The sequence below is a fragment of the Pseudomonas sp. ACN8 genome (assembly GCF_002303925.1).
Lineage (GTDB): Bacteria > Pseudomonadota > Gammaproteobacteria > Pseudomonadales > Pseudomonadaceae > Aquipseudomonas.
This window is the reverse complement of sequence record NZ_MRCS01000013.1, coordinates 15,418-40,135: the sequence shown is the minus strand read 5'-3', so window position 1 is coordinate 40,135 and position 24,718 is coordinate 15,418. Positions and strand designations below refer to the sequence as shown.

Annotated in this window: 23 protein-coding genes and 1 other RNA gene; 15 read left to right on the top strand and 9 right to left on the bottom strand. The window is 61.1% G+C overall.

Features of this window, described 5'->3' with window-relative positions:
• Positions 1–134: 134 nt before the first annotated feature.
• The 14 genes from ccoN to BSF44_RS09400 all read left to right on the top strand — a co-directional run bounded on the left by ccoN (position 135) and on the right by BSF44_RS09400 (position 12,905).
• Positions 135–1,577 carry a cytochrome-c oxidase, cbb3-type subunit I gene (ccoN, locus tag BSF44_RS09470; protein WP_008050393.1) on the top strand — a complete coding sequence of 481 codons (1,443 nt, stop codon included), beginning with the start codon at positions 135–137 and terminating at the stop codon, positions 1,575–1,577.
• Positions 1,577–2,185 (top strand): cytochrome-c oxidase, cbb3-type subunit II, encoded by a 609-nt coding sequence (gene ccoO, locus BSF44_RS09465; protein ID WP_095943289.1) that lies wholly within the window; start codon positions 1,577–1,579, stop codon positions 2,183–2,185. The genes ccoN and ccoO overlap by 1 nt, the downstream gene beginning before the upstream one ends.
• Before the next feature lie 5 nt (positions 2,186–2,190).
• Positions 2,191–2,376: a CcoQ/FixQ family Cbb3-type cytochrome c oxidase assembly chaperone gene (locus tag BSF44_RS09460; RefSeq protein WP_003175465.1), complete on the top strand. Its 186-nt coding sequence runs from the start codon at positions 2,191–2,193 to the stop codon at positions 2,374–2,376.
• The gene (gene ccoP / locus BSF44_RS09455; RefSeq protein ID WP_095943288.1) at positions 2,373–3,350 is read left to right on the top strand and encodes a cytochrome-c oxidase, cbb3-type subunit III; all 978 of its coding nucleotides are present in this window, start codon (positions 2,373–2,375) and stop codon (positions 3,348–3,350) included. The genes BSF44_RS09460 and ccoP overlap by 4 nt, the downstream gene beginning before the upstream one ends.
• Before the next feature lie 181 nt (positions 3,351–3,531).
• Entirely contained in the window at positions 3,532–3,786 is a 255-nt protein-coding gene (locus BSF44_RS09450) for a type II toxin-antitoxin system Phd/YefM family antitoxin (protein WP_095943287.1), read from the top strand.
• The gene (locus tag BSF44_RS09445) at positions 3,786–4,196 is read left to right on the top strand and encodes a type II toxin-antitoxin system VapC family toxin (protein WP_095943286.1); all 411 of its coding nucleotides are present in this window, start codon (positions 3,786–3,788) and stop codon (positions 4,194–4,196) included. Before BSF44_RS09450 ends, BSF44_RS09445 begins: the two co-directional genes overlap by 1 nt.
• A 205-nt stretch (positions 4,197–4,401) precedes the next feature.
• Positions 4,402–5,817 carry a cytochrome c oxidase accessory protein CcoG gene (gene ccoG, locus BSF44_RS09440; RefSeq protein WP_095943285.1) on the top strand — a complete coding sequence of 472 codons (1,416 nt, stop codon included), beginning with the start codon at positions 4,402–4,404 and terminating at the stop codon, positions 5,815–5,817.
• An 11-nt stretch (positions 5,818–5,828) separates the two neighbouring features.
• Entirely contained in the window at positions 5,829–6,368 is a 540-nt protein-coding gene (locus BSF44_RS09435; protein WP_095943284.1) for a FixH family protein, read from the top strand.
• 140 nt (positions 6,369–6,508) lie between these two features.
• Positions 6,509–8,959, top strand: a complete 2,451-nt coding sequence (locus BSF44_RS09430; RefSeq protein ID WP_095943283.1) for a heavy metal translocating P-type ATPase — start codon at positions 6,509–6,511, stop codon at positions 8,957–8,959.
• Between the two features lie 22 nt (positions 8,960–8,981).
• A complete protein-coding gene (gene ccoS, locus BSF44_RS09425; protein ID WP_007971444.1) occupies positions 8,982–9,200 on the top strand; it encodes a cbb3-type cytochrome oxidase assembly protein CcoS in 219 nt (72 codons plus the stop codon).
• Positions 9,193–9,876, top strand: coding sequence for a sulfite exporter TauE/SafE family protein (locus BSF44_RS09420; protein WP_095943282.1), 684 nt, complete (start codon positions 9,193–9,195; stop codon positions 9,874–9,876). Before ccoS ends, BSF44_RS09420 begins: the two co-directional genes overlap by 8 nt.
• Positions 9,877–10,068: 192 nt before the next feature.
• Positions 10,069–11,451, top strand: a complete 1,383-nt coding sequence (hemN, locus tag BSF44_RS09410) for an oxygen-independent coproporphyrinogen III oxidase (RefSeq protein WP_095943353.1) — start codon at positions 10,069–10,071, stop codon at positions 11,449–11,451.
• 90 nt (positions 11,452–11,541) lie between these two features.
• The gene (gene fnr / locus BSF44_RS09405) at positions 11,542–12,276 is read left to right on the top strand and encodes a fumarate/nitrate reduction transcriptional regulator Fnr (RefSeq protein ID WP_095943280.1); all 735 of its coding nucleotides are present in this window, start codon (positions 11,542–11,544) and stop codon (positions 12,274–12,276) included.
• Between the two features lie 80 nt (positions 12,277–12,356).
• Positions 12,357–12,905, top strand: a complete 549-nt coding sequence (locus BSF44_RS09400; RefSeq protein ID WP_008057870.1) for an adenine phosphoribosyltransferase — start codon at positions 12,357–12,359, stop codon at positions 12,903–12,905.
• A gap of 129 nt (positions 12,906–13,034) precedes the next feature.
• Here the strand turns inward: BSF44_RS09400 and BSF44_RS09395 are convergent, their stop codons facing one another.
• The 5 genes from BSF44_RS09395 to dnaX form a co-directional block, all read right to left on the bottom strand.
• Positions 13,035–14,183 (bottom strand): acyl-CoA dehydrogenase family protein, encoded by a 1,149-nt coding sequence (locus tag BSF44_RS09395; RefSeq protein WP_095943279.1) that lies wholly within the window; start codon positions 14,181–14,183, stop codon positions 13,035–13,037.
• Positions 14,184–14,373: 190 nt separating this feature from the next.
• Entirely contained in the window at positions 14,374–14,976 is a 603-nt protein-coding gene (gene recR, locus BSF44_RS09390; protein ID WP_046041325.1) for a recombination mediator RecR, read from the bottom strand.
• 79 nt (positions 14,977–15,055) lie between these two features.
• Entirely contained in the window at positions 15,056–16,087 is a 1,032-nt protein-coding gene (locus tag BSF44_RS09385) for an NADP-dependent oxidoreductase (RefSeq protein WP_095943278.1), read from the bottom strand.
• A gap of 259 nt (positions 16,088–16,346) precedes the next feature.
• A complete protein-coding gene (locus BSF44_RS09380; protein WP_007971455.1) occupies positions 16,347–16,685 on the bottom strand; it encodes a YbaB/EbfC family nucleoid-associated protein in 339 nt (112 codons plus the stop codon).
• A gap of 67 nt (positions 16,686–16,752) precedes the next feature.
• Positions 16,753–18,840: a DNA polymerase III subunit gamma/tau gene (gene dnaX, locus BSF44_RS09375; RefSeq protein WP_095943277.1), complete on the bottom strand. Its 2,088-nt coding sequence runs from the start codon at positions 18,838–18,840 to the stop codon at positions 16,753–16,755.
• A 123-nt stretch (positions 18,841–18,963) separates the two neighbouring features.
• Here dnaX and BSF44_RS09370 point away from each other — a divergent pair, with 123 nt between their 5' ends.
• Positions 18,964–19,761, top strand: a complete 798-nt coding sequence (locus BSF44_RS09370) for an ABC transporter substrate-binding protein (protein ID WP_095943276.1) — start codon at positions 18,964–18,966, stop codon at positions 19,759–19,761.
• Positions 19,762–19,821: 60 nt separating this feature from the next.
• Here the strand turns inward: BSF44_RS09370 and ffs are convergent.
• The 4 genes from ffs to zipA form a co-directional block, all read right to left on the bottom strand.
• Positions 19,822–19,918, bottom strand: an RNA gene (gene ffs / locus BSF44_RS09365) — signal recognition particle sRNA small type.
• 111 nt (positions 19,919–20,029) lie between these two features.
• Entirely contained in the window at positions 20,030–21,196 is a 1,167-nt protein-coding gene (locus BSF44_RS09360; RefSeq protein ID WP_095943275.1) for a putative zinc-binding metallopeptidase, read from the bottom strand.
• 172 nt (positions 21,197–21,368) lie between these two features.
• A complete protein-coding gene (gene ligA, locus BSF44_RS09355) occupies positions 21,369–23,726 on the bottom strand; it encodes an NAD-dependent DNA ligase LigA (RefSeq protein ID WP_095943274.1) in 2,358 nt (785 codons plus the stop codon).
• Between the two features lie 91 nt (positions 23,727–23,817).
• The gene (gene zipA, locus BSF44_RS09350; protein WP_095943273.1) at positions 23,818–24,672 is read right to left on the bottom strand and encodes a cell division protein ZipA; all 855 of its coding nucleotides are present in this window, start codon (positions 24,670–24,672) and stop codon (positions 23,818–23,820) included.
• Positions 24,673–24,718 lie beyond the last annotated feature (46 nt).

Sequence of the window (24,718 nt, the reverse complement as noted above, 5' to 3'; positions counted from 1 at the left end):
GCATGGAAAGGCCGCAGAATCAGCTTTTGAAAGCATTGACCCAGGTCATGGCGCGTTGCAATGACCCCTTGCTTTCTCCATACTTGCGGCCGATTTTTAATCCTAATAAAACACCCAAACCGTGGAACCTTAGAATGAGCACAGCAATCAGTCCGACTGCTTATAACTATAAGGTAGTCCGCCAGTTCGCCATCATGACGGTGGTCTGGGGGATCCTTGGCATGGGGCTCGGTGTCTTCATTGCCTCGCAACTGGTCTGGCCGGAGTTGAACTTCGGTCTGGCATGGACGAGCTTTGGACGCCTGCGCCCGCTGCACACCAACCTGGTGATTTTCGCCTTCGGTGGATGTGCACTGTTTGCCACTTCTTATTACGTCGTGCAGCGAACCTGCCAAACGCGACTGATTTCCGACAGCCTCGCTGCCTTCACCTTCTGGGGATGGCAAGCGGTGATCGTCGGCGCGATCATTACCTTGCCGATGGGTTTCACCACCACCAAGGAATACGCGGAACTGGAATGGCCCCTGGCTATTCTGCTGGCCATTGTCTGGGTCACCTACGGTCTGGTGTTCTTCGGCACCATCGTCAAGCGCAAGACCAAGCATATCTATGTGGGTAACTGGTTCTACGGCGCATTCATCGTCGTGACCGCGATGCTGCACATCGTCAACCACATGTCGCTGCCGGTCAGCCTGTTCAAGTCCTACTCGGCCTACTCGGGCGCGACGGACGCGATGATCCAGTGGTGGTACGGCCACAACGCCGTGGGCTTCTTCCTGACTACCGGCTTCCTGGGCATGATGTACTACTTCGTGCCGAAACAGGCCGAACGCCCGATCTACTCCTATCGCCTGTCGATCGTGCACTTCTGGGCGCTGATCACCCTGTACATCTGGGCGGGTCCACACCACCTGCACTACACCGCCTTGCCGGACTGGGCTCAGTCGCTGGGCATGGCGATGTCGATCATCCTGCTGGCGCCAAGCTGGGGCGGCATGATCAACGGCATGATGACCCTGTCGGGCGCCTGGCATAAGCTGCGCACCGACCCGATCCTGCGCTTCCTGGTGGTCTCCCTGGCGTTCTACGGCATGTCGACCTTCGAAGGTCCGATGATGGCGATCAAGACCGTCAACTCGTTGTCGCACTACACCGACTGGACCATCGGCCACGTACATGCCGGCGCTCTGGGCTGGGTTGCAATGATCTCGATCGGCGCCATCTACCACATGATCCCGAAACTGTTCGGTCGTGCGCAGATGCACAGCACCGGCCTGATCAACACCCACTTCTGGCTCGCGACCATCGGTACCGTGCTCTACATCGCTTCGATGTGGGTCAACGGCATCACCCAGGGTTTGATGTGGCGTGCAATCAACGATGACGGCACCCTCACCTACTCGTTCGTCGAAGCGCTGCAAGCCAGCCACCCGGGCTTCATCGTCCGCGCCCTGGGCGGTGCGTTCTTCGCCACCGGCATGCTGTTCATGGCCTACAACGTATTCCGTACCGTACGCGCCTCGAACCCGGCTGAAGCCAAAGCCGCCGAACAGATTGCCGTAGTTGGAGCTCACTGATGAAGCATGAAGCAGTCGAGAAGAATATTGGCCTGCTGGCCTTCTTCATGGTCATCGCCGTCAGCATCGGCGGCTTGACCCAGATCGTTCCGCTGTTTTTCCAGGACGTCACCAACAAGCCGGTCGAGGGCATGAAGCCCCGCACCGCCCTTGAACTGGAAGGCCGGGACGTTTATATCGCCAACGGTTGTGTCGGCTGCCACTCGCAGATGATCCGTCCGTTCCGTGCCGAAACCGAACGCTACGGCCACTACTCGGTCGCCGGTGAAAGCGTCTGGGACCACCCGTTCCTGTGGGGTTCCAAGCGTACCGGTCCGGACCTGGCCCGCGTCGGCGGCCGTTACTCCGATGACTGGCAGCGTGCGCACCTGTACAACCCGCGCAACGTAGTGCCCGAGTCGAAAATGCCGGCCTACCCGTTCCTCGTGGAAAACAAGCTCGACGGCAAAGACACCGCCAAGAAAATGGAAGTCTTGCGCACGCTCGGCGTCCCTTACACCGACGAAGACATCGCCGGCGCCAGGGATGCTGTGAAGGGCAAAACCGAAATGGACGCGCTGGTGGCCTATCTGCAAGGCCTGGGCACCATCATCAAAAGCAAACGGTGAATTGGATGGATATCGGGATGATTCGTGGCCTGGGCACCGTTGTCGTGATGGTGGCCTTCATCGGACTGGCACTGTGGGTGTTCAGTCCCAAGCGCAAGTCGGAGTTTGAAGACGCGACCTTGCTGCCTTTCGCGGATGATCCCGAAGCCATCAAGCACGTCGAGCAAGCTTCTAGGAGTAACAAAGAATGACTACATTCTGGAGTCTGTACGTCACAGTCCTCAGTCTCGGCACCATCTTCGCCCTGACCTGGCTGCTGCTGTCCACCCGCAAGGGCCAGCGCGCCGAGCAAACCGACGAGACGGTTGGTCACTCCTTCGACGGGATCGAGGAGTACGACAACCCGCTGCCGAAATGGTGGTTCATGCTGTTCGTGGGCACCATCATCTTCGCCCTCGGCTACCTGGTACTGTACCCGGGCCTGGGCAACTGGAAAGGCCTGCTGCCGGGTTACAACTACCTCGATAACGAGAAGCAGACCGCGTTCGCCAACGGTCAGACCGGCTGGACCGGCGTTCACGAGTGGGAAAAGGAAATGGCCAGGTCGGACGCCAAGTTCGGTCCGATCTTCGCCAAGTTCGCGGCCATGCCAATCGAAGAAGTGGCCAAGGACCCGCAAGCCCTGAAGATGGGTGGCCGCCTGTTCGCCTCCAACTGCTCGGTTTGCCACGGTTCCGACGCCAAAGGCGCCTATGGCTTCCCGAACCTGACCGACGCCGACTGGCGCTGGGGCGGCGAGCCGCAAACCATCAAGACCACCATCATGGGCGGCCGTCATGCGGTAATGCCTGCGTGGGCTGAAGTGATCGGCGAGCAAGGCGTGGCCGACGTGGCCGCGTTTGTCCTGACCAACCTTGATGGCCGCAAGCTGCCGGAAGGCACCAAGGCCGACCCGGTTGCCGGACAGAAACTGTTCGCTACCAACTGCGTGGCGTGCCACGGCCCGGAAGGCAAAGGCACGCCAGCGATGGGCGCACCTGACCTGACTCACCCGGCAGCGTTCATCTACGGTTCGAGCTTCGCTCAGTTGCAGCAGACCATCCGTTACGGCCGTCAGGGCCAGATGCCTGCGCAAGAGGCAATGCAGGGTAACGACAAGGTTCACCTGCTGGCCGCTTATGTCTACAGCCTGTCTCACGGTGAGAAGGCAGCGGACGCCGAGTAAGGCAAACGCTTGAAGCAACAAAAAACGGCCCCGCCAATGTGAATTGGCGGGGCCGTTTTGTTTGTTCGGCAGTGTCCAATGGTTTCGACCGACGGTAATGCCCGGCACCTGCCTCGAGGTTGTCGATCGCCACGCATAGTAGTAACGTTTCTACAAAGCTGCTTCAGGAGGGCCAACCGTGATGGCCATCACCACAATATCCAGCCGCGAATTCAACCAGGACACAAGTGGTGCCAAAAAAGCCACTCGTCAGGGGCCCGTTTTCATCACTGATCGAGGCAAACCGGCCCATGTACTGCTAAGCATTGAGGACTACCAAAAACTGACTGGCACCAACGCTGATATCGTTGAATTGCTGGTGATGCCGGACGCGGCAGACATTGAATTCGAAACCGAGCGCGCTGTGATCAACCATCGCCCTGTGGATCTGACCTGATGTATCTACTCGACACCAACGTGATTTCTGAACTGCGCAAACCGCATGCCGACGCGAACGTCGTTGCATGGGCCAAAAGTGTGATCGCGCCACGCCTGTTCATTTCGGCTATCACCTTGAAGGAGCTGGAGACTGGCGTCCTGAGAATAGAGCGCCGGGATGCCACCCAAGGGAAGGTACTGCGCACTTGGTTGAAGCATCATGTTATGCCGGCATTCGATTCCCGCATCCTGCCGGTCGATACGGCCGTAGCTATACGCTGTGCAGGGCTGCATGTCCCAGACCGCGCCAATGAAAGTGACGCGTTGATTGCAGCTACGGCGCTGGTTCATGGATTGACCGTCGTAACACGCAATGTCGCAGACTTTCAGTCCAGCGGCGTACAACTGATTAACCCATGGGTCGAATGACGGGCGACATGCGCAAAACCGTCCATAATTCCCAAGTCAATTGATTCAAGTCATTACACTATCAAATGATTTTGCCAAACGTGACCAAAGGTCGCACCCGCTGGCTAGAGCGACAGGCGTATCATTGCGCCACTGCAACACCCCTTTTTGACCGCGGTTGGCACGTACTGACCGAGGCATTTTTCCACTGCCGTGGGATGCAATGATGAGCAACCAGATTCCGGTACACGACGTCACTCCACCCACCAGGAACGCGAACAACAGCGTCGACCTCTACGCCGCCAGGGAAAAAATCTACACCCGCGCCTTCACCGGCCTGTTTCGCAACCTGCGGATGACCGGCGGAGCCCTGTTGTTCCTGCTGTATTTCGGCACGGTGTGGCTGAACTGGGGCGGTCATCAGGCTGTGTGGTGGAACCTGCCGGAGCGCAAGTTCTTCATTTTCGGCGCCACCTTCTGGCCCCAGGACTTCATTCTGCTGTCCGGCATGTTGATCATCGCCGCGTTCGGCCTGTTCTTCATCACCGTGTACGCCGGACGGGTCTGGTGCGGCTATACCTGCCCGCAAAGCGTCTGGACCTGGATCTTCATGTGGTGCGAAAAAGTCACCGAAGGTGACCGCAACCAACGCATCAAGCTCGACAAAGCGCCAATGAGCGCCAACAAGTTCGTGCGCAAACTCAGCAAGCACACCCTGTGGCTGTTGATCGGTTTCGTCACCGGCATGACCTTCGTCGGCTACTTCTCGCCGATCCGCGAACTGGTGTTCGACTTCTTCACCGGCCAGGCGGATGGCTGGTCGTACTTCTGGGTCGGTTTCTTCACCCTCGCCACTTACGGCAACGCCGGCTGGTTGCGCGAACAGGTGTGCATCTACATGTGCCCGTACGCACGCTTCCAGAGCGTGATGTTCGACAAGGATACCCTGATCGTTTCCTACGACCCGCGCCGTGGCGAAGGCCGTGGCCCGCGTAAAAAAGGCATCGACTACAAGGCTCAGGGCCTGGGTGACTGCATCGACTGCACCATGTGCGTCCAGGTCTGCCCGACCGGTATCGACATCCGCGACGGCCTGCAAATCGAGTGCATCGGTTGCGCCGCGTGCATCGATGCCTGCGACGCCATCATGGACAAAATGGAGTATCCACGCGGGCTGATCAGCTACACCACCGAGCACAACCTGTCCGGGCAGAAAACCCATAAACTGCGTCCGCGCCTGATTGGCTATGCCATTGTGCTGCTGGCAATGATCAGTCTGCTGGTGACGGCATTCTTCATGCGTGCGCTGGTGGGCTTCGATGTCAGCAAGGACCGCGTGCTGTACCGCGAGAACGCCGAAGGCCGAATCGAAAACGTCTACAGCCTGAAAATCATGAACAAGGACCAGCGCGACCATACCTACCTGCTCGACGCCTCCGGCCTGCCGGATCTCAAATTGCAGGGTCGACGCGAGATCAAGGTCGCGGCCGGCGACATCGTCAGCCAGCCTGTCGAGCTGTCCGTCGCACCGGAAAAACTGCCGTCGAGCACCAACGAGGTGAAATTCATCCTCAAGGACGCCGATGACGACAGCGTCCACATTGAAGCCAAGAGCCGGTTCATCGGCCCACAGAATCGTTGAGAGAACTGAACATGCCCGCAGCAACTGCCGCAAGTCCCTGGTACAAGCACCTCTGGCCGTGGATCATCATCGGGATCCTGGCCTGCTCGGTGGCCTTGACCTTGTCCATGGTGACCATCGCGGTGAACAACCCGGACAACCTGGTCAACGACAACTACTACGAGGCCGGCAAAGGCATCAACCGCTCCCTTGACCGTGAGCTTCTGGCCCAGACCCTGAAAATGCGTGCCAGTGTTCATCTCGACGGCATGACCGGCGAGGTTGACCTGCGCCTGAGCGGCGACAGCCAGCCCGGGACCCTGGAGCTGAACCTGATCTCGCCGACCCAGCCGGAAAAGGATCGCAAGATCACCCTGACCCGCAGCGAAACCGAACAGGGCCGCTACATCGGCCAGTTGAGCGACAAGATCGAAGGCCGGCGTTTTGTCGAATTGCTTGGCACTCAGGACGAGCACATCTGGCGCATGTTCGAAGAGGAAATGGTCAGCCATGACAAGGACCTGCTGCTGGGCGACGAGCCGCTGCAAGGTGCCGAAGATCTGAAGAAATAAAGCCGCGCTTCGCGCATCGCGAGCAAGCTCGCTCCCACATTTGATCGCCTGTGCACCCGCATCCTGTGCACGACACCGATCAACTGTGGGAGCGAGCCTGCTCGCGATGAGGCCCTCCCGGACGATGTAGACTCCACTTCATGACCACCCAACTCCCCTGCTACCACTGCGCGCTCCCCGTCCCGGCCGGCAGCCGCTTCACCGCCGCGGTCCTCGGGCAAACCCGCGAATTCTGCTGCCCGGGTTGCCAGGCCGTGGCCGAAGCCATTGTGGCCGGCGGTCTGGAAAGCTATTACCAGCACCGCAGTGAAGCCTCGGTCAACCCCGAGGCGCTGCCGGTGCAACTGGTGGATGAACTGGCGCTGTACGACCGTGCCGATGTGCAGCAACCCTTCGTTCGCCACGACGGCGAACTCGCCGAAACCACACTGTTGATGGAAGGCATCAGCTGCGCCGCCTGCGGCTGGCTGATCGAAAAACACCTGCGTACCTTGCCGGCCGTGGCTGAAGCGCGCCTGAACCTGTCCAACCATCGCCTGCATGTACGCTGGTCCGACGCGCAATTACCGCTGAGCCAGATCCTCAGCGAACTGCGCCACATCGGTTACGCCGCACACCCGTATCAGGCCGACCGGGCCAGTGAACAACTGGCCAGCGAAAACCGCTTGGCCCTGCGCCAGCTCGGCGTGGCCGGGTTGCTGTGGTTCCAGGCAATGATGGCAACCATGGCCACCTGGCCTGAATTCAACATCGACCTCAGCCCCGAACTGCACACCATCCTGCGCTGGGTCGCGCTGTTCCTCACCACCCCGATCGTGTTCTACAGCTGCGCGCCGTTCTTCAAAGGTGCCATGCGCGATCTGCGCACCCGCCATCTGACCATGGACGTTTCGGTGTCGCTGGCCATCGGCAGCGCCTACATCGCCGGGATCTGGACGTCCATCACCGGGGTCGGCGAACTGTATTTCGATGCCGTCGGCATGTTTGCCCTGTTCCTGCTGGCCGGGCGTTATCTGGAGCGACGCGCCCGCGAGCGCACCGCCGCCGCCACCGCGCAGCTGGTGAATCTGTTGCCCGCCTCGTGCCTGCGATTGACCGCCGACGGCCAGAGCGAACGCATTCTGCTCAGTGAACTGCGTGTTGGCGATCAGGTGCTGGTTCATCCGGGCGCCATTCTCCCGGCTGACGGCAAGATCCTCGACGGCCAGTCGAGTGTCGACGAGTCGCTGCTGACCGGCGAATACCTGCCGCAACCCCGCACCCTGGGCGATGCGGTCACCGCCGGCACAATGAACGTCGAAGGCGCACTGACCGTCGAGGTCCAGGCCCTGGGCCAGGACACTCGCCTCTCGGCCATCGTTCGCCTGCTCGATCGTGCCCAGGCCGAAAAACCGCGACTGGCGGAAATCGCCGACCGCGCCGCGCAATGGTTCCTGCTGTTGTCGTTGATTGCTGCTGCGGCCATTGGCCTGCTGTGGTGGGAACTGGACTCATCGCGGGCCTTCTGGATCGTGCTGGCGATGCTCGTCGCGACCTGCCCGTGCGCCTTGTCGCTGGCGACGCCGACCGCCCTCACCGCTGCCACCGGCACACTGCACAAACTCGGTCTGTTGCTGACCCGCGGCCATGTCCTGGAAGGACTGAACCAGATCGACACGGTGATTTTCGACAAGACCGGCACCCTCACCGAAGGGCGCCTGGCGCTGCGCTCGATCCGCCCCCTCGGCGCGCTCGACAGCGACCAATGCCTGAGCCTCGCCGCCGCCCTGGAAAACCGCTCCGAACACCCGATCGCCCGTGCTTTCGGACGCGCGCCGATGGCTGCCGAAGAAGTCCACAGCACACCGGGCCTTGGCCTGGAGGGTCTGGTTGAAGGGCGACGCCTGCGCATTGGCCAACCGTGTTTCGTCTGCGAACTCAGCGGCGCCGTGGTGCCGTCGATGCCCGAAGAAGCCGGCCAATGGCTGCTGCTTGGCGACAGCCAGGGACCGCTGGCCTGGCTCGTCCTCGATGATCGCTTGCGGGCCGATGCGCCCGCATTGTTGGCCGCGTGCAAGGCGCGTGGCTGGCGCACGCTGTTGTTGTCCGGCGACAGCTCGCCGATGGTCGCCAGCGTGGCGGCGGAACTCGGTATCGACGAAGCCCGTGGCGGTTTGCGTCCGGACGATAAACTGCAGGTCCTGCAACAACTGCACAAGGAAGGTCGCAAGGTGTTGATGCTCGGGGACGGGGTCAATGACGTGCCAGTGCTGGCGGCTGCGGATATCAGCGTCGCCATGGGCTCGGCCACCGACCTTGCGAAAACCAGTGCCGACGCCGTGTTGCTGTCCAACCGCCTCGACGCCCTGGTGCAAGCCTTCAGCCTGGCGCGGCGCACCCGCCGGGTCATTATCGAGAACCTTCTGTGGGCCGGGTTGTACAATGGCCTCATGTTGCCCTTCGCCGCCCTCGGCTGGATCACTCCGGTCTGGGCGGCGGTGGGCATGTCGATCAGTTCGTTGACCGTGGTGTTGAACGCGCTGCGCCTGACTCGCATGCCGAGCGCGCCCGCCCCCTGCACCATGCCAGAAACCCGCCCGCTGCCGGCCTGAGCCGTGCGGGCATGGAGTCCAGATGCCAGCTCTTTACGTGATGATTCCCGCTGCGCTGCTGATTGTGGCCATTGCCGTCTATATCTTCTTCTGGGCGGTGGACAGCGGTCAGTACGACGATCTCGACGGCCCGGCCCACAGCATCCTGTTCGACGACCAGGACCCGAACCACACCGCTGCCGTCGATGAGGCCAGCGGCCAACCGGCCAAACCGCAAGACAAGGCCCCACCTCATGCTTGAATTGGCGCCCCTGCTGGTGTCTGCGGTGATCCTCGGCTTGCTCGGCGGCGGCCACTGCCTGGGCATGTGCGGCGGCTTGATGGGCGCGCTGACCCTGGCGATTCCCAAGGAACAACGCAGCCGCCGCTTTCGCCTGCTGCTGGCCTACAACCTGGGCCGAATTCTGAGCTATGCCTGCGCCGGACTGCTGATCGGCCTGGCCGGATGGGCCGTGGCCAGCAGCCCGGCGGCGATGTTCCTGCGCATCCTCGCCGGGTTGCTGCTGATTGCCATGGGCCTGTACCTGGCCGGCTGGTGGAGCGGCCTGACCCGTATCGAAAGCCTCGGTCGCGGCTTGTGGCGGCACATCCAGCCAGTCGCCAACCGGTTGCTGCCGGTGTCGAACGTTCCCCGTGCGTTGTTGTTGGGCGCGCTCTGGGGTTGGCTGCCGTGCGGCCTGGTCTACAGCACCTTGCTATGGTCGGCCAGCCAGGGCAACGCACTGGATAGCGCGTTGTTGATGCTCGCGTTCGGGCTCGGCACCTGGCCGGTGCTGCTGGCGACAGGCCTTGCCGCCGAGCGCATCACCGCACTGTTGCGCAAACGCAGCGTGCGCATGGCAGGCGGATTGCTGGTGATGCTGTTCGGCATCTGGACCTTGCCGGGTCCGCATCAGCATTGGCTCATGGGACATTAAATCGGCGGCGCGCCCATCGCGAGCAGGCTCGCTCCCACAGGGGAACGCATTCCAAATGTGGGAGCGAGCTTGCTCGCGATGGAGCCCTCGCAAACAACAAAGATTCTGACCTTGATGCAAATCAAGATGCCCCACCCCGCCTTCGCATAAAGTGGCTGACATTGCCAGCCTATCCGGGGGAATGTCCGCATGATGCTCGACGCCATTCGTTGGGACACCGATCTGATCCGCCGTTATGACCTGGCGGGACCACGCTACACCTCGTATCCGACCGCCGTGCAATTCAACAGCCAGGTCGGCACCTTCGACCTGTTTCATGCCCTGCGCGACAGCCGCAAGGCCCAGCGTCCATTGTCGCTGTACGTGCACGTACCGTTCTGCGCGAACATTTGCTATTACTGCGCCTGCAACAAGGTCATCACCAAGGATCGCGGCCGGGCGCAGCCGTATTTGCAGCGCCTGGAACAGGAAATCCAGTTGATCGCCTGCCACCTCGACCCCACGCAGAAAGTCGAGCAACTGCACTTCGGTGGCGGCACACCGACCTTTCTCAGCCACGACGAACTGCGCCAATTGATGGCGCATTTGCGCAAACACTTCAATTTGCTGGACGACGACTCCGGTGACTACGGCATCGAGATCGACCCGCGCGAGGCCGACTGGTCGACCATGGGCCTGCTGCGCGAACTGGGTTTCAATCGGGTCAGCATCGGCCTGCAAGACCTCGACCCGGCGGTGCAACGCGCAGTCAATCGCCTGCAAAGCCTGGAAGAAACCCGCGCGGTGATCGATGCCGCCCGCACCTTGCAGTTTCGCTCGATCAATATCGACCTGATCTACGGCCTGCCGAGACAGACGCCGGAGAATTTCGCCCGCACCGTGGAAGAGATCATCAACCTGCAACCGGACAGGTTATCGGTGTTCAACTACGCCCACTTGCCGGAACGATTCATGCCCCAGCGGCGCATCAACAGCCATGAACTGCCGACACCCGCGCAGAAACTGGAAATGCTGCAGCGCACCATCGAGCAGCTGATCAGCGCCGGCTACCGCTACATCGGCATGGACCACTTCGCCCTGCCCGACGACGAGCTGGCGATTGCCCAGGAAGAGTCGACCCTGCAACGCAATTTCCAGGGCTACACCACCCATGGTCATTGCGACCTGATCGGCCTCGGCGTGTCGGCAATCAGCCAGATCGGCGACCTGTACTGCCAGAACAGCAGCGACCTGAACGAGTATCAGAACGTCCTTGCATCAATGCAACCGGCCACCAGCCGCGGCCTGCTGTGCAATGCCGATGACCGGCTGCGGCGCGCGGTCATCCAGCAATTGATCTGCAATTTCAGCCTGGAGTTTTGCGATATCGAACAAGCCTTCAACATCGATTTCCAGGGCTACTTCGGCGATCTCTGGCCCCAGTTGCAAGACATGACCAAAGACGGGCTGATCGAACTCGATTGCGACAGGATCACCATCCTGCCCGCCGGGCGGTTGTTGGCGCGCTCGGTGTGCATGGTGTTCGACGCGTACCTGGAACAACACAGTCGCCAGCGTTTTTCACGAGTAATCTAATTCTGCAAGCAAGCGACTCAGACTGGCCTCGATCTCCTATGGTGAGTTACCCTTACGTCTTATGTGTGAATTCCCACAAGGATTGAAGAAATGTCCGAGCCAGTAAAACTGCGCGCTCATAATCAAGCCCATTGCAAGGATTGCAGCCTGGCCCCTCTTTGCCTGCCACTTTCGCTGAATCTGGAAGACATGGATGCGCTGGACGACATCGTCAAACGCGGCCGGCCGCTGAAAAAAGGCGAGTTTTTGTTCCGCCAGGGCGATACCTTCGATTCTGTCTACGCAGTGCGTTCCGGCGCCCTCAAGACCTTCAGCCTGAGCGATACCGGTGAAGAACAGCTCACCGGCTTCCACCTGCCCAGCGAACTGGTCGGCCTGTCGGGCATGGACACCGAAAAGCACCCGGTGTCGGCACAAGCCCTGGAAACCACTTCGGTGTGTGAAATTCCTTTCGAACGCCTCGACGAACTGGCCCTGCAATTGCCGCAGTTGCGCCGTCAGCTGATGCGCGTGATGAGCCGCGAAATCCGTGACGACCAGCAGATGATGCTGCTGTTGTCGAAAAAGACCGCCGACGAACGCATCGCCACCTTCCTGGTCAACCTCTCGGCACGTTTCCGCGCCCGGGGTTTTTCCGCCAATCAGTTCCGCCTGAGCATGTCGCGCAACGAAATCGGCAACTACCTGGGCCTGGCGGTAGAAACCGTGTCCCGGGTCTTTACCCGCTTCCAGCAAAACGAACTGATTGCGGCGGAAGGCAAGGAAATCCGGATTATCGACCCGATCCAGCTGTGCGCCCTGGCCGGTGGCTCACTGGAAGGTTGAAACAAACCGTTGCGGCTGAGCGAAAGGGTTCAGCCGCCGTTATACTGCGTCGTTTGCAGCCCTGCCAGGACACCACGACGATGGTCTTCGACTCCTTCGACATCAAATCCCTCATCCGCCCTGTCATCGACTTCCCGAAACCGGGTGTGATCTTTCGCGACATCACCCCGCTGTTCCAGTCGCCCACGGCCCTGCGCCTGGTGATGGACAGTTTCGCCCACCGTTATGTCGAGGCAGACTTCACCCACATCGGCGCGATGGACGCCCGTGGTTTTCTGATCGGCTCGGTGCTGGCCTATCAGCTGAACAAGCCGCTGGTGCTGTTCCGCAAGCAAGGCAAGCTGCCGGCTGACGTGCTGGCCGAGGGCTATGCGACCGAATACGGCGAAGCCTTCCTGGAAGTGCACGCCGACAGCCTGTGCGAAGGGGATTCGGTGGTGATGTTCGATGACCTGATCGCCACCGGCGGCACCCTGATTGCTGCGGCCAACCTGATCCGCCGCATGGGCGCGCGGGTGCATGAAGCGGCGGCGATCATCGATCTGCCGGAGCTGGGTGGCTCGCAGCGTCTGGAAGACATGGGCATTCCTACGTTCTGCCTGACGCAGTTTGCCCTTTCCGATAAGTAAGTGGCGCCTGTCAGACCGCCATCGCGAGCAGGCTCGCTCCCACATTCGACCGCGTTCTGTCAGGAAGAATGCAATCCACTGTAGGAGCGAGCCTGCTCGCGATGACGTCAGTAGCCTCACCAGATATCTTCAAAGCCCCATCTGCTTGCTGATGATCTCGTTCATCACTTCCCGCGTTCCACCGCCAATCGACAGGATCCGGTTATCGCGATACAACCGCTCCACCAGGCTCTCGCGCATGTAACCCAGCCCACCGAGTATCTGCACCGCATCGGTGACGATCCGGTCTGCCGTATCCGTCGCAAAATTCTTGGCCATGGAAATTTCCTTGATCACGCTCTGCCCCGCCGCCATTTTCGCGGCCTGCCGGTAAGTGAACTCCCGGGACACTTCCAGCGCGGTCGCCATCTCGGCGAGGCGATGCTTGATCACCTGAAACTTGCCGATCGGTTTGCCAAAGGCTTCGCGCTGGCGCGCCCATTTCAGGCTCTCCTCCAGCGCCAGCTGGGCGGTCATGTTGGCCATCAACGCCAGGGCCAGGCGTTCGCTCTGGAAGTTGCCCATGATGCAGGCAAAACCCATGTTCTGTGTGCCGATCAGGTTTCCTACAGGTACTTGGCAATCATCAAAGAACAGTTCAGCGGTGTCTGACGCCCACCAGCCCATTTTCTTCAGCTGTCGCCCTACAGTGAAACCAGGCGTGCCCTTCTCGATCAGCAGCAGGCTGATGCCACCGAAACCTGGTTCGCCCGTTCGCACCGCAACGGTATAGAAATCCGCGCGCACGCCGCTGGTGATAAAGGTCTTGCTGCCACTGACCCGGTAGAAATCACCTTCGCGCACGGCACGGGTTTGCAGATTGGCGACGTCGGAACCGCCCCCGGGCTCGGTGATGGCCAGGGCGCTGATCTTCTCTCCTGACAGCACCTGGGGCAACACACGATCCCGCACTTCGGGTCGGGCCCACTTGAGGATGGGCGGCAAGCCGATATCCAGCGACCCCAGGCCGGCAACCAACCCACCTGAACCGCAGCGCATCAACTCTTCACTGGCGGCAACCTTGGCGAACAGATCCCCTTCATGGCTGCCTCCGTAAGTTTCCGGGTAGCCGATGCCGAGAATTCCTGCCGCGCCGGCCTTGAGATAGAGTTCGCGAGGAAAGCTTTCGGCTTCTTCCCACTGCTCGATATCAGGAAGGATCTCGCGCTCGACGAAACGTCTGACGCTGTCGCGGACCAATTGGTGGCTGGGGTCGAAGTATTCCTGAAAGGCAGACATCGGCGAGCTCCACTGAAGGGGTCAGTGAAGTTAACCGAGCGCTTGCTTGGTTTTCAACAAGATTGTGTAAGTCAGGTAGACGGAGGTGCCCTTATCGCGAGCAGGCTCGCTCCCACAGGGTATTGCGGCGTACACAAAACCAATGTGGGAGCGAGCCTGCTCGCGATGGCGCCAGCCCGAACAACACGAATTACAGGGTGATCGGCTTACGCCCGGCAAACGAATGCGCCAGCGTCCCGCCATCCACCAGTTCCAACTCGCCACCCAGCGGTACGCCGTGGGCGATGCGCGAGGCGATCAGGCCTTTGCTGCTGAGCAATTGGGCGATGTAGTGCGCCGTGGCTTCACCTTCCACGGTCGGGTTGGTGGCCAGGATGACTTCGGCAAACGTGCCGGCCTCTTCGATCCGCGCCATCAACTGCGGAATGCCGATGGCTTCCGGCCCCAGGCCGTCGAGCGGCGACAGGTGCCCCTTGAGCACGAAATAGCGCCCGCGAAAACCGGTCTGCTCCACCGCATAGACGTCCATCGGGCCTTCCACCACGCAAAGCAAGGTGTCGTCGCGACGGGTATCGGCGCATTGCGGGCACAGATCATCTTCCGTCAACGTACGGCACAAACGGCAGTGACCGACCCCTTCCATGGCCTGGCTCAGGGCCAGCGCCAGTCGCGAGCCGCCGCTGCGGTCACGCTCGAGCAACTGCAACGCCATGCGCTGGGCGGTTTTCTGACCCACGCCGGGCAAAATTCGCAGGGCGTCGATCAGTTGGCGAATCAAAGGGCTGAAGCTCATGGTGGAAAAGTCCGACAAAACAACGAGACGCGGTTTATACCCGCGCCTCGGTTGAGCGTCAAATTGCAGCGTGAATTACTCAGTCCCGGGAAACCCGAACCACCAGCTTGCCGAAGTTGCGCCCTTCCAGCATGCCGATGAACGCATCGGGCGCCTGTTCCAGGCCATCGACCACGTCTTCGCGGAACTTCACCTTGCCATCACGTACCCAGGGTGCCATGGCACTGAGGAATTCCGGCTGGCGATCACCATAGTCATCGAACACGATGAAGCCCTGGATGCGCACCCGCTTTGTCAACAGGGTGCGCTGCAACAGTGGCAGGCGATCCGGGCCGCTCGGCGCCTCATGGGCGTTATAGGAGGCAATCAGGCCGCAGAGTGGAATCCGCGCCTTGGGATTGAGCAACGGCACCACGGCGTCGAATACCTTGCCACCGACATTTTCATAATAAATGTCGATGCCCTTGGGACAGGCTTGCGCCAGTTCCTCAGCAAAATCCAGGCTCCTGTGATCGATGCAGGCGTCGAAACCCAACTCGTCGACCACATAGCGGCACTTTTTCGCACCACCCGCCACACCAACCACCCGCAGGCCCTTGATCTTCGCCACCTGCCCGACCACCGACCCCACCGCCCCGGACGCCGCCGCGACCACCAGGGTTTCGCCGGCCTTGGGCTGGCCGATGTCCATCAGGCCCATGTACGCGGTCATGCCCGGCATACCCAGCACCCCAAGGGCCATCGAAGGGCTTGGCAGCGCGGGAATCGGAATGATGCTGCGACCGTCATTGATGCTGTGGCTTTGCCAACCGGTGGCACCGACCACCAGATCACCTTCCTGAAACTTCGGATTGAGCGAACGCTCGACCCGGCTGACAGCGCCCCCGGTCATGACTTCGCCGATTTCCACCGGCGCGGCGTAGGAAGGTGCGTCACTCATGCGTCCGCGCATGTAGGGATCCAGCGACAGGAAAACGGTCTTGAGCAGCACCTGACCCTCGGCCAGGTCCGGCAGCGCCACCCGCTCCATGCGGAAGTTTTCCGGCGTTGGCGCACCCACCGGGCGAGAAGCCAGGACAATGCGTTGATTGAGGGTCATGGGGTCGGACATGGCAGCGTCTCCTGTGATCGTTGAGGTTCGGTGATATAGGGAGCAGACCTTTGTGGCGGTAGGGCGTTCGATGTGTTTTCAGTTGGACCAGGGTGAGTTCTTCGCGAGCAGGCTCCCACATTTGGAATGCGATCCCCTGTGGGAGCGAGCTTGCTCGCGATGGCGGCATTCCAGACACCACATTTCCCATGGCCAGAAACAAAAATGCCAGGCGCTATGCCTGGCACTTTTTGTAACTCATCTGCCGCCTGAAGGCGAATCAGAATGGCAGTTTCATGCCCGGCGGCAGTTGCATGCCGGCAGTCATGCTGCCCATCTTGTCCTGGCTGTTGGCTTCGATCTTGCGCACGGCATCGTTGACCGCGGATGCGATGACCGCTTCCAGCATTTCCTTGTCGTCTTCGCTCATGCCTTCGACCAGGCTTGGGTCGATGGTCACGCTCTTGACGTCATGACGACCGGTCATCACCACGGTGACCATATCGCCACCGGCCTTACCGGTGACTTCGGCGTTGGCCAGTTCTTCCTGCATCTTGGCCATTTTTTCCTGCATCTGCTGCGCCTGCTTCATCAGGCCGGCCATGCCACCTTTCATCATGGTAATCACCTCAAAAGTACTTGGATTAAAACAGCGCCCGGCCCATGCGGCCGGACGCCTTCAGTTATTAGCCCTGAACGACCAGGGCGTCGACAGGTTCAATAGTATCGTTACGGACCACCGCACCGAACTGCTGCATCATTTGCTGGATGAACGGATCACCGTGGATCGATTCCTCCGCCTCGCGCTGACGGTTGGCGCGGCGGCGCGAAGCCGCTTGTGCCGGGGTTTCCTGCTCGGGCTTGATCAGCTCGATGCTCAGGGTCAGCGTGCGCTGGTGATACTGGTTCAGCGCATCGTTGAGTCGGCGCTGTTGCGTGGCGTTGAACAAGGCACTGTGGGCCGGGTCCAGGTGCATCAGCCAATTGTCGCCATCCACCGCGATCAGCGTGCAGTTGGCGGCGATGCTGCCGGTCATGCCGGAGATCGGCAATTTCGGGAACAGCTCCAGCCATTGCAGGGCCAATCCGGTGGCCGGCATTGCCGCGGGCTCCGGCTCGGGCTCCGGAGCCGGGTCGGCGGTATGCTCGCTGGCCAGTTCGTCGAGGTAACTGTAGGCCGAATCCATGTCCGGCTCGATGTAATCCTCGTCCAGCGGCGGCTCGTCATCCAGGTCCATCCCCGGCGTCGCGGCATCGACAGCGGCCACCGAGGGTTCCGGGATCGGCGCGGCAGCCCATTCAGGCGCGTCCGGCACCACGCTGTCCGGCGTCGGCAACGGCATCGGCGGTAATTCGGGTTGTTCGCTGGCGGTTTCCAGCACCGATTCCACCGCCGGTTGCTGGACGGGCGCCGGCTCGACCGGGTCATTCCACGGCAGGTCGACAACTTCTTCGACCACGACCGCTTCAACCACAGGCGCAGGTTCTGGCACAGGTTCTGGCACAACGACCGGCGCAACCGGTTCCGGTGCAGGCGCTGGAGCCGTCACTGGCGCAGCCGCTACCGGTGCAACGGCCGCAGCGACTACCGGCACAACCACCGGCGCGGCAGCCACTGAGTTTGCGGAATCAACTGTGGCCTGGCTGATCCCCACTGGCTTTAGCGGTTGCCTCGGGGCATCCGCGGTGTCTGCGGGCCGGAACGCCAGCATCCGCAGCAACACCATTTCAAAACCGCCCCGGGGATCCGGCGCCAGCGGCAGGTCGCGGCGGCCGATCAGGCCCATCTGGTAGTAGAACTGCACGTCTTCGGCCGGCAAGGCCTGGGCCAGTGCCAGCACGCGATCACGGTCGCCGTGACCGTTGTCGACACCTTCCGGCAAGGCCTGGGCGATGGCAACGCGGTGCAGCACATTGAGAATTTCCGAGAGCACGCCGTTCCAGTCCGGGCCTTGTTCGGCCAAGTGGCGGACGGCTTCGAGCAACGCCTTGGCATCGCCTTCGATCAGCGCATGCAGCACGTCGTAGACCTGCCCGTGATCGAGGGTCCCAAGCATCGCCCGCACGTCGGCGGCCATGACCTTGCCTTCACCGAAGGCAATCGCCTGGTCGGTCAGGCTCATGGCATCACGCATCGACCCGTCGGCGGCGCGGCCCAGCAGCCACAGCGCATCGTCTTCGAACGGCACGTTCTCGACACCCAGTACGTGGGTCAGGTGCTCGACGACGCGTTCCGGCGTCATGTTCTTCAGGGAGAACTGCAGGCACCGCGACAGAATCGTTGCAGGAAGTTTCTGCGGGTCGGTGGTCGCCAGGATGAACTTGACGTAGGGTGGCGGCTCTTCAAGGGTTTTGAGCAGTGCGTTGAAGGAATGACTGGAGAGCATGTGCACTTCGTCGATCAGGTAGACCTTGAAGCGCCCGCGGCTCGGGGCGTACTGCACGTTGTCTAGCAATTCGCGGGTATCTTCGACCTTGGTGCGGCTCGCGGCGTCGATCTCGATCAGGTCGACAAAGCGGCCTTCGTCGATTTCGCGACACACCGAACACTCGCCACAGGGGGTCGAAGTGATACCTGTCTCGCAGTTAAGGCATTTGGCAATGATCCGCGCGATGGTGGTCTTGCCGACCCCACGGGTACCGGTAAAGAGGTAGGCGTGGTGCAGCCGCTGGCTGTCCAAGGCATTGATCAGAGCCTTGAGCACATGGGTCTGGCCGACCATTTCGCGGAACGAGCGCGGACGCCATTTACGTGCAAGAACCTGATAACTCATCGAAAACCGTCGCAGCGAAGGAAGCAGAAGCGGCTAATGCTAGCGGAGCAAGGGACAAATTGCATCCGGTGCGCTCGTGTATTGTGGCTAAGCTGCACATCGGAGGCTATTAACGGAGTGTTTATGCGGCTGGCCTTGGGGGCATTGCTGTTGATCAGCCTGGACGGCGTGGCTGCGCAAGCACCGCTGCGCTTCGTGATACCCGACAGCTGGAGCATGCCCATGGTGCAGCTTGAACGGGGCAAACCAACCCAGGGCATCCTGTATGACATGATGCTCAGCCTCGCGACCCAGGTCGGCGTACCGGCCGAATTCCATGTATTACCCCGCCGGCGCATACAAAGTGCCATGGAGCAAGGTGAGGTCGATGTCCGCTGTTATGTCACGCAATCGTGGCTGCCCGATCAGCCTGATGATTACCTCTGGAGCATCCCGCTCTTCACTCAACCGGATGTGTTGATCACCTTGCATGCGCCGCCCGGCGCGGTCAAACCCGCCGACTTGCCGCAACAGTCCATTGGCACCGTGCTGGGCTACAACTACCCGACCCTGCAGCCGCTGTTCGACACCGGCCAACTGCAGCGCGACGACGCACGCAATCAGGAACAAGTGCTGGAAAAGCTCCTGGCCGGCCGCAATCACTATGCCGTCAGCAATCAATGGAGCCTGGACTGGTTCAATCACCGCCTTCTGCCGGAGCAGCAACTGCAAGGCGTGGCAGTGCTGCAGGAAAACCAGATCGGTTGCTACGTTCGCAACGACCCGAAGCTCCCGGTGCAGAGCGTCCTGCGCACATTGGGGCGGATGAAGATGTCCGGGGAGATCGATGAGATTGTTCGGCTGTATATCGGTAGCGAGCCTGCGGCCGTGGATAAATCGGAAACGACAAAAAAACGCCCCGGAGAAGATCCTGGCAGCTAGCGAAAGCCTGATTTCAGAGAGATAACGCGAGAGAACACTCGCGTGGCGTTAAGGTGGTAACCCCACCAGCCACACCCCGGCACACAATGTTCCCGCTGTGGCTGCTTCCTTCCGGATCTGACCAGGTTCACGGGTAATCGTTGCGGGGGGACCGATGGGGTCACCATAACGACGCTCACCTGTCGGCGAGCCGCGCCATTGTACCTATCTGAGACGAAGTTACAACCGTTGGTTTCGGAATAAAAATATGAGGGGCTTCAAGCACTTGCTATTGCGCCTCTAGCACTTCGTCCGCCCTGCCGCCCTCCTGCTGAATCACCAGGTGAATAAAGTGCAGCTTGGCAATGACGGCTGGCGGCAGGACGAACGGATAGAAATCCGGCTGCCCCATGCTGCGTGACAGCTCATTGAGCATGCCCGCCAGTTCGATCCACGCATTGACGAACGACAGGAACGCCGCGCCGCCGGGATGCTGTGGATCGTAGAGGGTATCCAACGGAAACGGCTGATAGTCGAAGTCCATTTCCCGGGCACTCATGCCAAAGCCCAGCGCGGTGTCCACCGCATCCATCATGTGCAGGTAATGCGCCCAGGTTTCGGCCCAGTCTTCCCACGGGTGCATGGTGGCGTAGGCGCTGACGTAGTGCTGCTGCCAGTCGAGCGGTGCGCCCTGCTGATAATGCCGCTCGAGGGCTTCGGCATAGCTGGCGCGCTCATCGCCGAACACTGCGCGAAACGGTTCAAGCCACTGGCTATTGGCGATCAATCGATCCCAGTAGTAATGCCCGACTTCGTGACGAAAATGCCCGAGCAAGGTGCGATAGGGTTCGTGCATTTGCACCCGCACCTGCTCGCGGTGGGCATCGTCGGCTTCCTTGATATCGAGGGTGACCAGACCATTGGCGTGCCCGGTGGTGGGCGGTTTGCCTTCGAGGTCCACGCCGATGAAGTCGAAGGCAAGGCCCGTGTCTTCATCGACGGTCTTGGGAATCACCTGCAACCCCAGGCTGAGCAGTTGCGCGACCAGACGCCGCTTGGCGGTTTCCACCTTGCGCCAGCGCTCGTGGTTGTCGGTTATCGACAGGTCGGGAATGGTGCGGTTGAGGCTGCAGGCAAGGCACAAGACGTCATGGTCATTGGCAGGCAGCAACCAATTACAGGCCGCCGGGGAGTCGAGGTTGGCGCAGCGTCGAAACAGGCCAGCCCCGGGATCGACATCGAGCAGCCAGGTGCCCGCCTGCACACCCGGTTGCAGCGCAGACAAGCGACTCTGCTCCGGCTGATAGCCCAACGCCGCCGAGCAGGCCAGGCACTGGCTGTTGCGAAAGAACAACGACTGCCCGCAACGGCAGGGCCAGACCTTGCTGTTGCGCGAACTTTCACCCATGAACGGTGCGGCAATGCGCGAGCTGAGCTGCTCGAAGAAGCGGTACATGGCGATCTCTCCCTGAGGCTTGCAGAGACTAGATCATTTACCAGACAGGATCGTTCCCAGGTCGAACGCAACACCTGTAGGAGCGAGCCTGCTCGCGATGGAGTGTCAGTCGACATCAATGCGCCTGATCCACCATCGCGAGCAGGCTCGCTCCTACAGGTTGAATTGCTGCTCAATCTACCTTGCCGTACCCGCGCAATGTTTCAACAAACGCCTCTTCATCCAGCACTTTCAACCCCAATTCATTGGCCTTGGTCAACTTCGAACCAGCCCCCGGCCCGGCCACCACGCAATGGGTCTTGGCCGACACCGAGCCGGCGACCTTGGCGCCGAGGCTTTCGAGTTTGTCCTTGGCGATATCGCGACTCATCAACTCCAGCGAGCCGGTCAACACCCAGGTCTGCCCGGCCAGGGGCAAGCCTTCGACGACCTTCTTCTCGCTCTGCCAGTGCATGCCGAAATCGGCCAGTTGCTTCTCCGCCGCCTCGGCCAATTGGCGATTGTCTTCGACCGCAAAGAACTCGCGCACCGAATTGGCCTGCTTCTCCGGCAGCGCCTGGCGCATGTCCAGCCAGTCCGCGCCGATCACCGCCTGCAGCGAGCCGAATTTGTCCGCCAGTTTCTGCGCCCCGCCCGGCCCGACCAAGGGGATATGCAGCTTGTCGAGGAAACCACCCAGGGTGGTGCTCGCCGAAAACTCGGCACCCAACTCGCCCTGATCCTGAATCTGCATACCATGCCTGAGCAAATCAGCGATCACCTGCTGGTTATGCGCATCCTCGAAGAAGCTGTGGATCTCGTGCGCGACTTCCAGGCCGACATCCGGCAAGTACGTCAGCACCTGGGGCAAAGCCTGTTGCACCCGCTCCAGCGAACCCAGGGAGCGAGCCAGGACCTTGGCTGTCTCCTCGCCGACATCGGGAATCCCCAGGGCGTAGATGAACCGCGCCAGGCCCGGCCTCTTGCTGTCTTCGATGGCGCCGAGCAGGTTCTTGCTCGACAGTTCGGCAAAGCCTTCCAGATCGACGATCTGCTCGAAGGTCAGGGCGTACAGATCGGCCGGCGAGCTCACCAGGCCTTCGTCGACCAGTTGCTCGACGCTCTTCTCACCCAAGCCTTCGATGTCCATGGCACGACGGGACACGAAGTGAATGATCGCCTGCTTGAGTTGCGCGCCACAGGCCAGACGACCGACGCAGCGATACACCGCGCCTTCGCTGACCGTCTCGCGGCCCTTGCTACGCTTGATCAGCTGCGTGCGCTCGACATGGGAACCGCACACCGGACACTGTTCCGGAATCTGCACCGGCCGGGCGTTTTCCGGACGGCGCTCCATGACCACTTGCACCACCTGCGGAATCACGTCACCGGCGCGGCGGATGATCACCGTGTCGCCGATCATCAGGCCCAGGCGCGCGACCTCGTCCATGTTATGCAGTGTGGCGTTGGCCACCGTGACACCGGCGACCTTGACCGGTTTCAGACGCGCCACCGGCGTCACCGCCCCGGTGCGGCCGACCTGGAATTCCACATCGAGCAGCTCGGTGAGTTCTTCCATCGCCGGGAATTTGTGGGCGATGGCCCAACGCGGCTCACGGGCGCGAAAGCCCAGTTCGCGCTGGGAGGCAATGCTGTTGACCTTGAATACGACGCCGTCGATTTCATACGGCAGCGCACTGCGACGCTCACCGATGTCGCGGTAGTAATCCAGGCACTCGGCGATGCCGTGCGCCAGTTTCAGCTCATGACTGATCGGCATGCCCCAGGCCTGGAGCTGCTGCAAATTGCCGATGTGCGTATCGGCAATGTCCGCCGACACCTGGCCGATGCCGTAGCAGCAGAACTCCAACGGGCGATTGGCGGTGATCTTCGAATCCAGCTGGCGCAAACTGCCTGCCGCTGCGTTGCGCGGGTTGGCGAAGGTCTTGCCGCCGACCTCCAGTTGCGTGGCGTTGAGCCGCTCGAAACCGGCCTTGGACATGAACACTTCGCCGCGCACTTCCAGGGTCGCCGGCCAGCCGGTACCGTGCAGCTTGAGCGGGATGTTGCGTACGGTGCGCACGTTGACGCTGATATCTTCGCCGGTGGTGCCATCGCCACGGGTGGCGCCGCGCACCAGGATGCCGTCCTGATACAGCAGGCTGACGGCCAGGCCATCGAGCTTGGGCTCACAGCTGTACTCGACTGTCGCGCCGCCACCGAACAGATCACCGGCCGGCAGGTCCAGGCCTTCGGTCACCCGGCGGTCGAACTCGCGCATGTCGGTTTCTTCGAAGGCGTTGCCGAGGCTGAGCATCGGCACTTCGTGACGCACTTGGGTAAACGCCGACAGCGCCGCGCTGCCCACTCGCTGGGTTGGCGAGTCGCTGGTGATCAGTTCGGGGTTGGCTGCTTCCAGCGCCTTGAGCTCGTTGAACAAGCGGTCGTACTCGGCGTCCGGAATGCTCGGCTCGTCGAGCACGTGGTAACGATAGTTGTGCTGATCCAGCTCAGCGCGCAGCTCTAAAATACGGTTCTTGGCGGCGGTCATGGGTGTTCTCTCATAAAGCAAAAGAGCAGCCGAGGCTGCTCAATCTGTTTTGCCGATTATCCCGCGCACCGCGCGGGAATAACCATTTCAATCAACGTTTCTGGGTCAGGGCGCGGCGCTCGAACTCGACGATGCGCTGACGGTAGTGCTCGATCGTCTGGGCGGTCAGTACGCTGCGCTGGTCGTCCTTCAGCTCACCGTTGAGCTCCTGGGACAATTTACGTGCCGCTGCCACCATCACGTCGAAGGCTTGCTTCGGATGGCGAGGGCCTGGCAGCCCCAGGAAGAAGCTCACCGCCGGAGTGCTGAAGTGGTCGATGTCGTCCAGGTCGAATACGCCAGGCTTGACGGCGTTGGCCATGGAGAACAGCACTTCACCGTTGCCGGCCATGCTTTCGTGGCGATGGAAAATGTCCATCTCGCCGAAACGCAAACCGCTCTCCAGAATGTTCTGCAACAGCGCCGGGCCCTTGAAGCCGGCAGCGTCGCGGCAGATCACGCTGATCACCAGCACTTCTTCCGCTTGCGGCTGATCCTTGTCGTTGACTGCTGGCGCGGACTTGCTGTCATCCGGGAAATCGTCGTCGCGGCTGCTGAAGCTCGGGCCGCCGTCCAGGTCCAGGCTGAGGTTCATGTCGCCCTGGGAAGGCTCGCTGTGGCCACGCTTGCCGCGCTTGGAACCCGACTCGCGAGGCTCGCGGGCCGGCATGCTGACCGAAGGCAGGTCCTGCTCGTCCAGCTGCGGCTCTTTATGTCCGTCCAGCACACGCGGCGGGCCCAGCAGTTCGGCGCTGCTGTCCTCGTCCGGCAGGTTGGACAGACTTCGATCAAGACGGAACTTCAGTTTTCCCTTGCCGCCGCGCATACGGCGCCAGCCATCGAAAAGAATACCGGCAATGACAATAATGCCGATGACGATCAGCCACTCGCGCAGACCGATTTCCATGTAATCCCGTGCCTCTATAAAAAATGCTGAAAAATAAGGGGTTTAC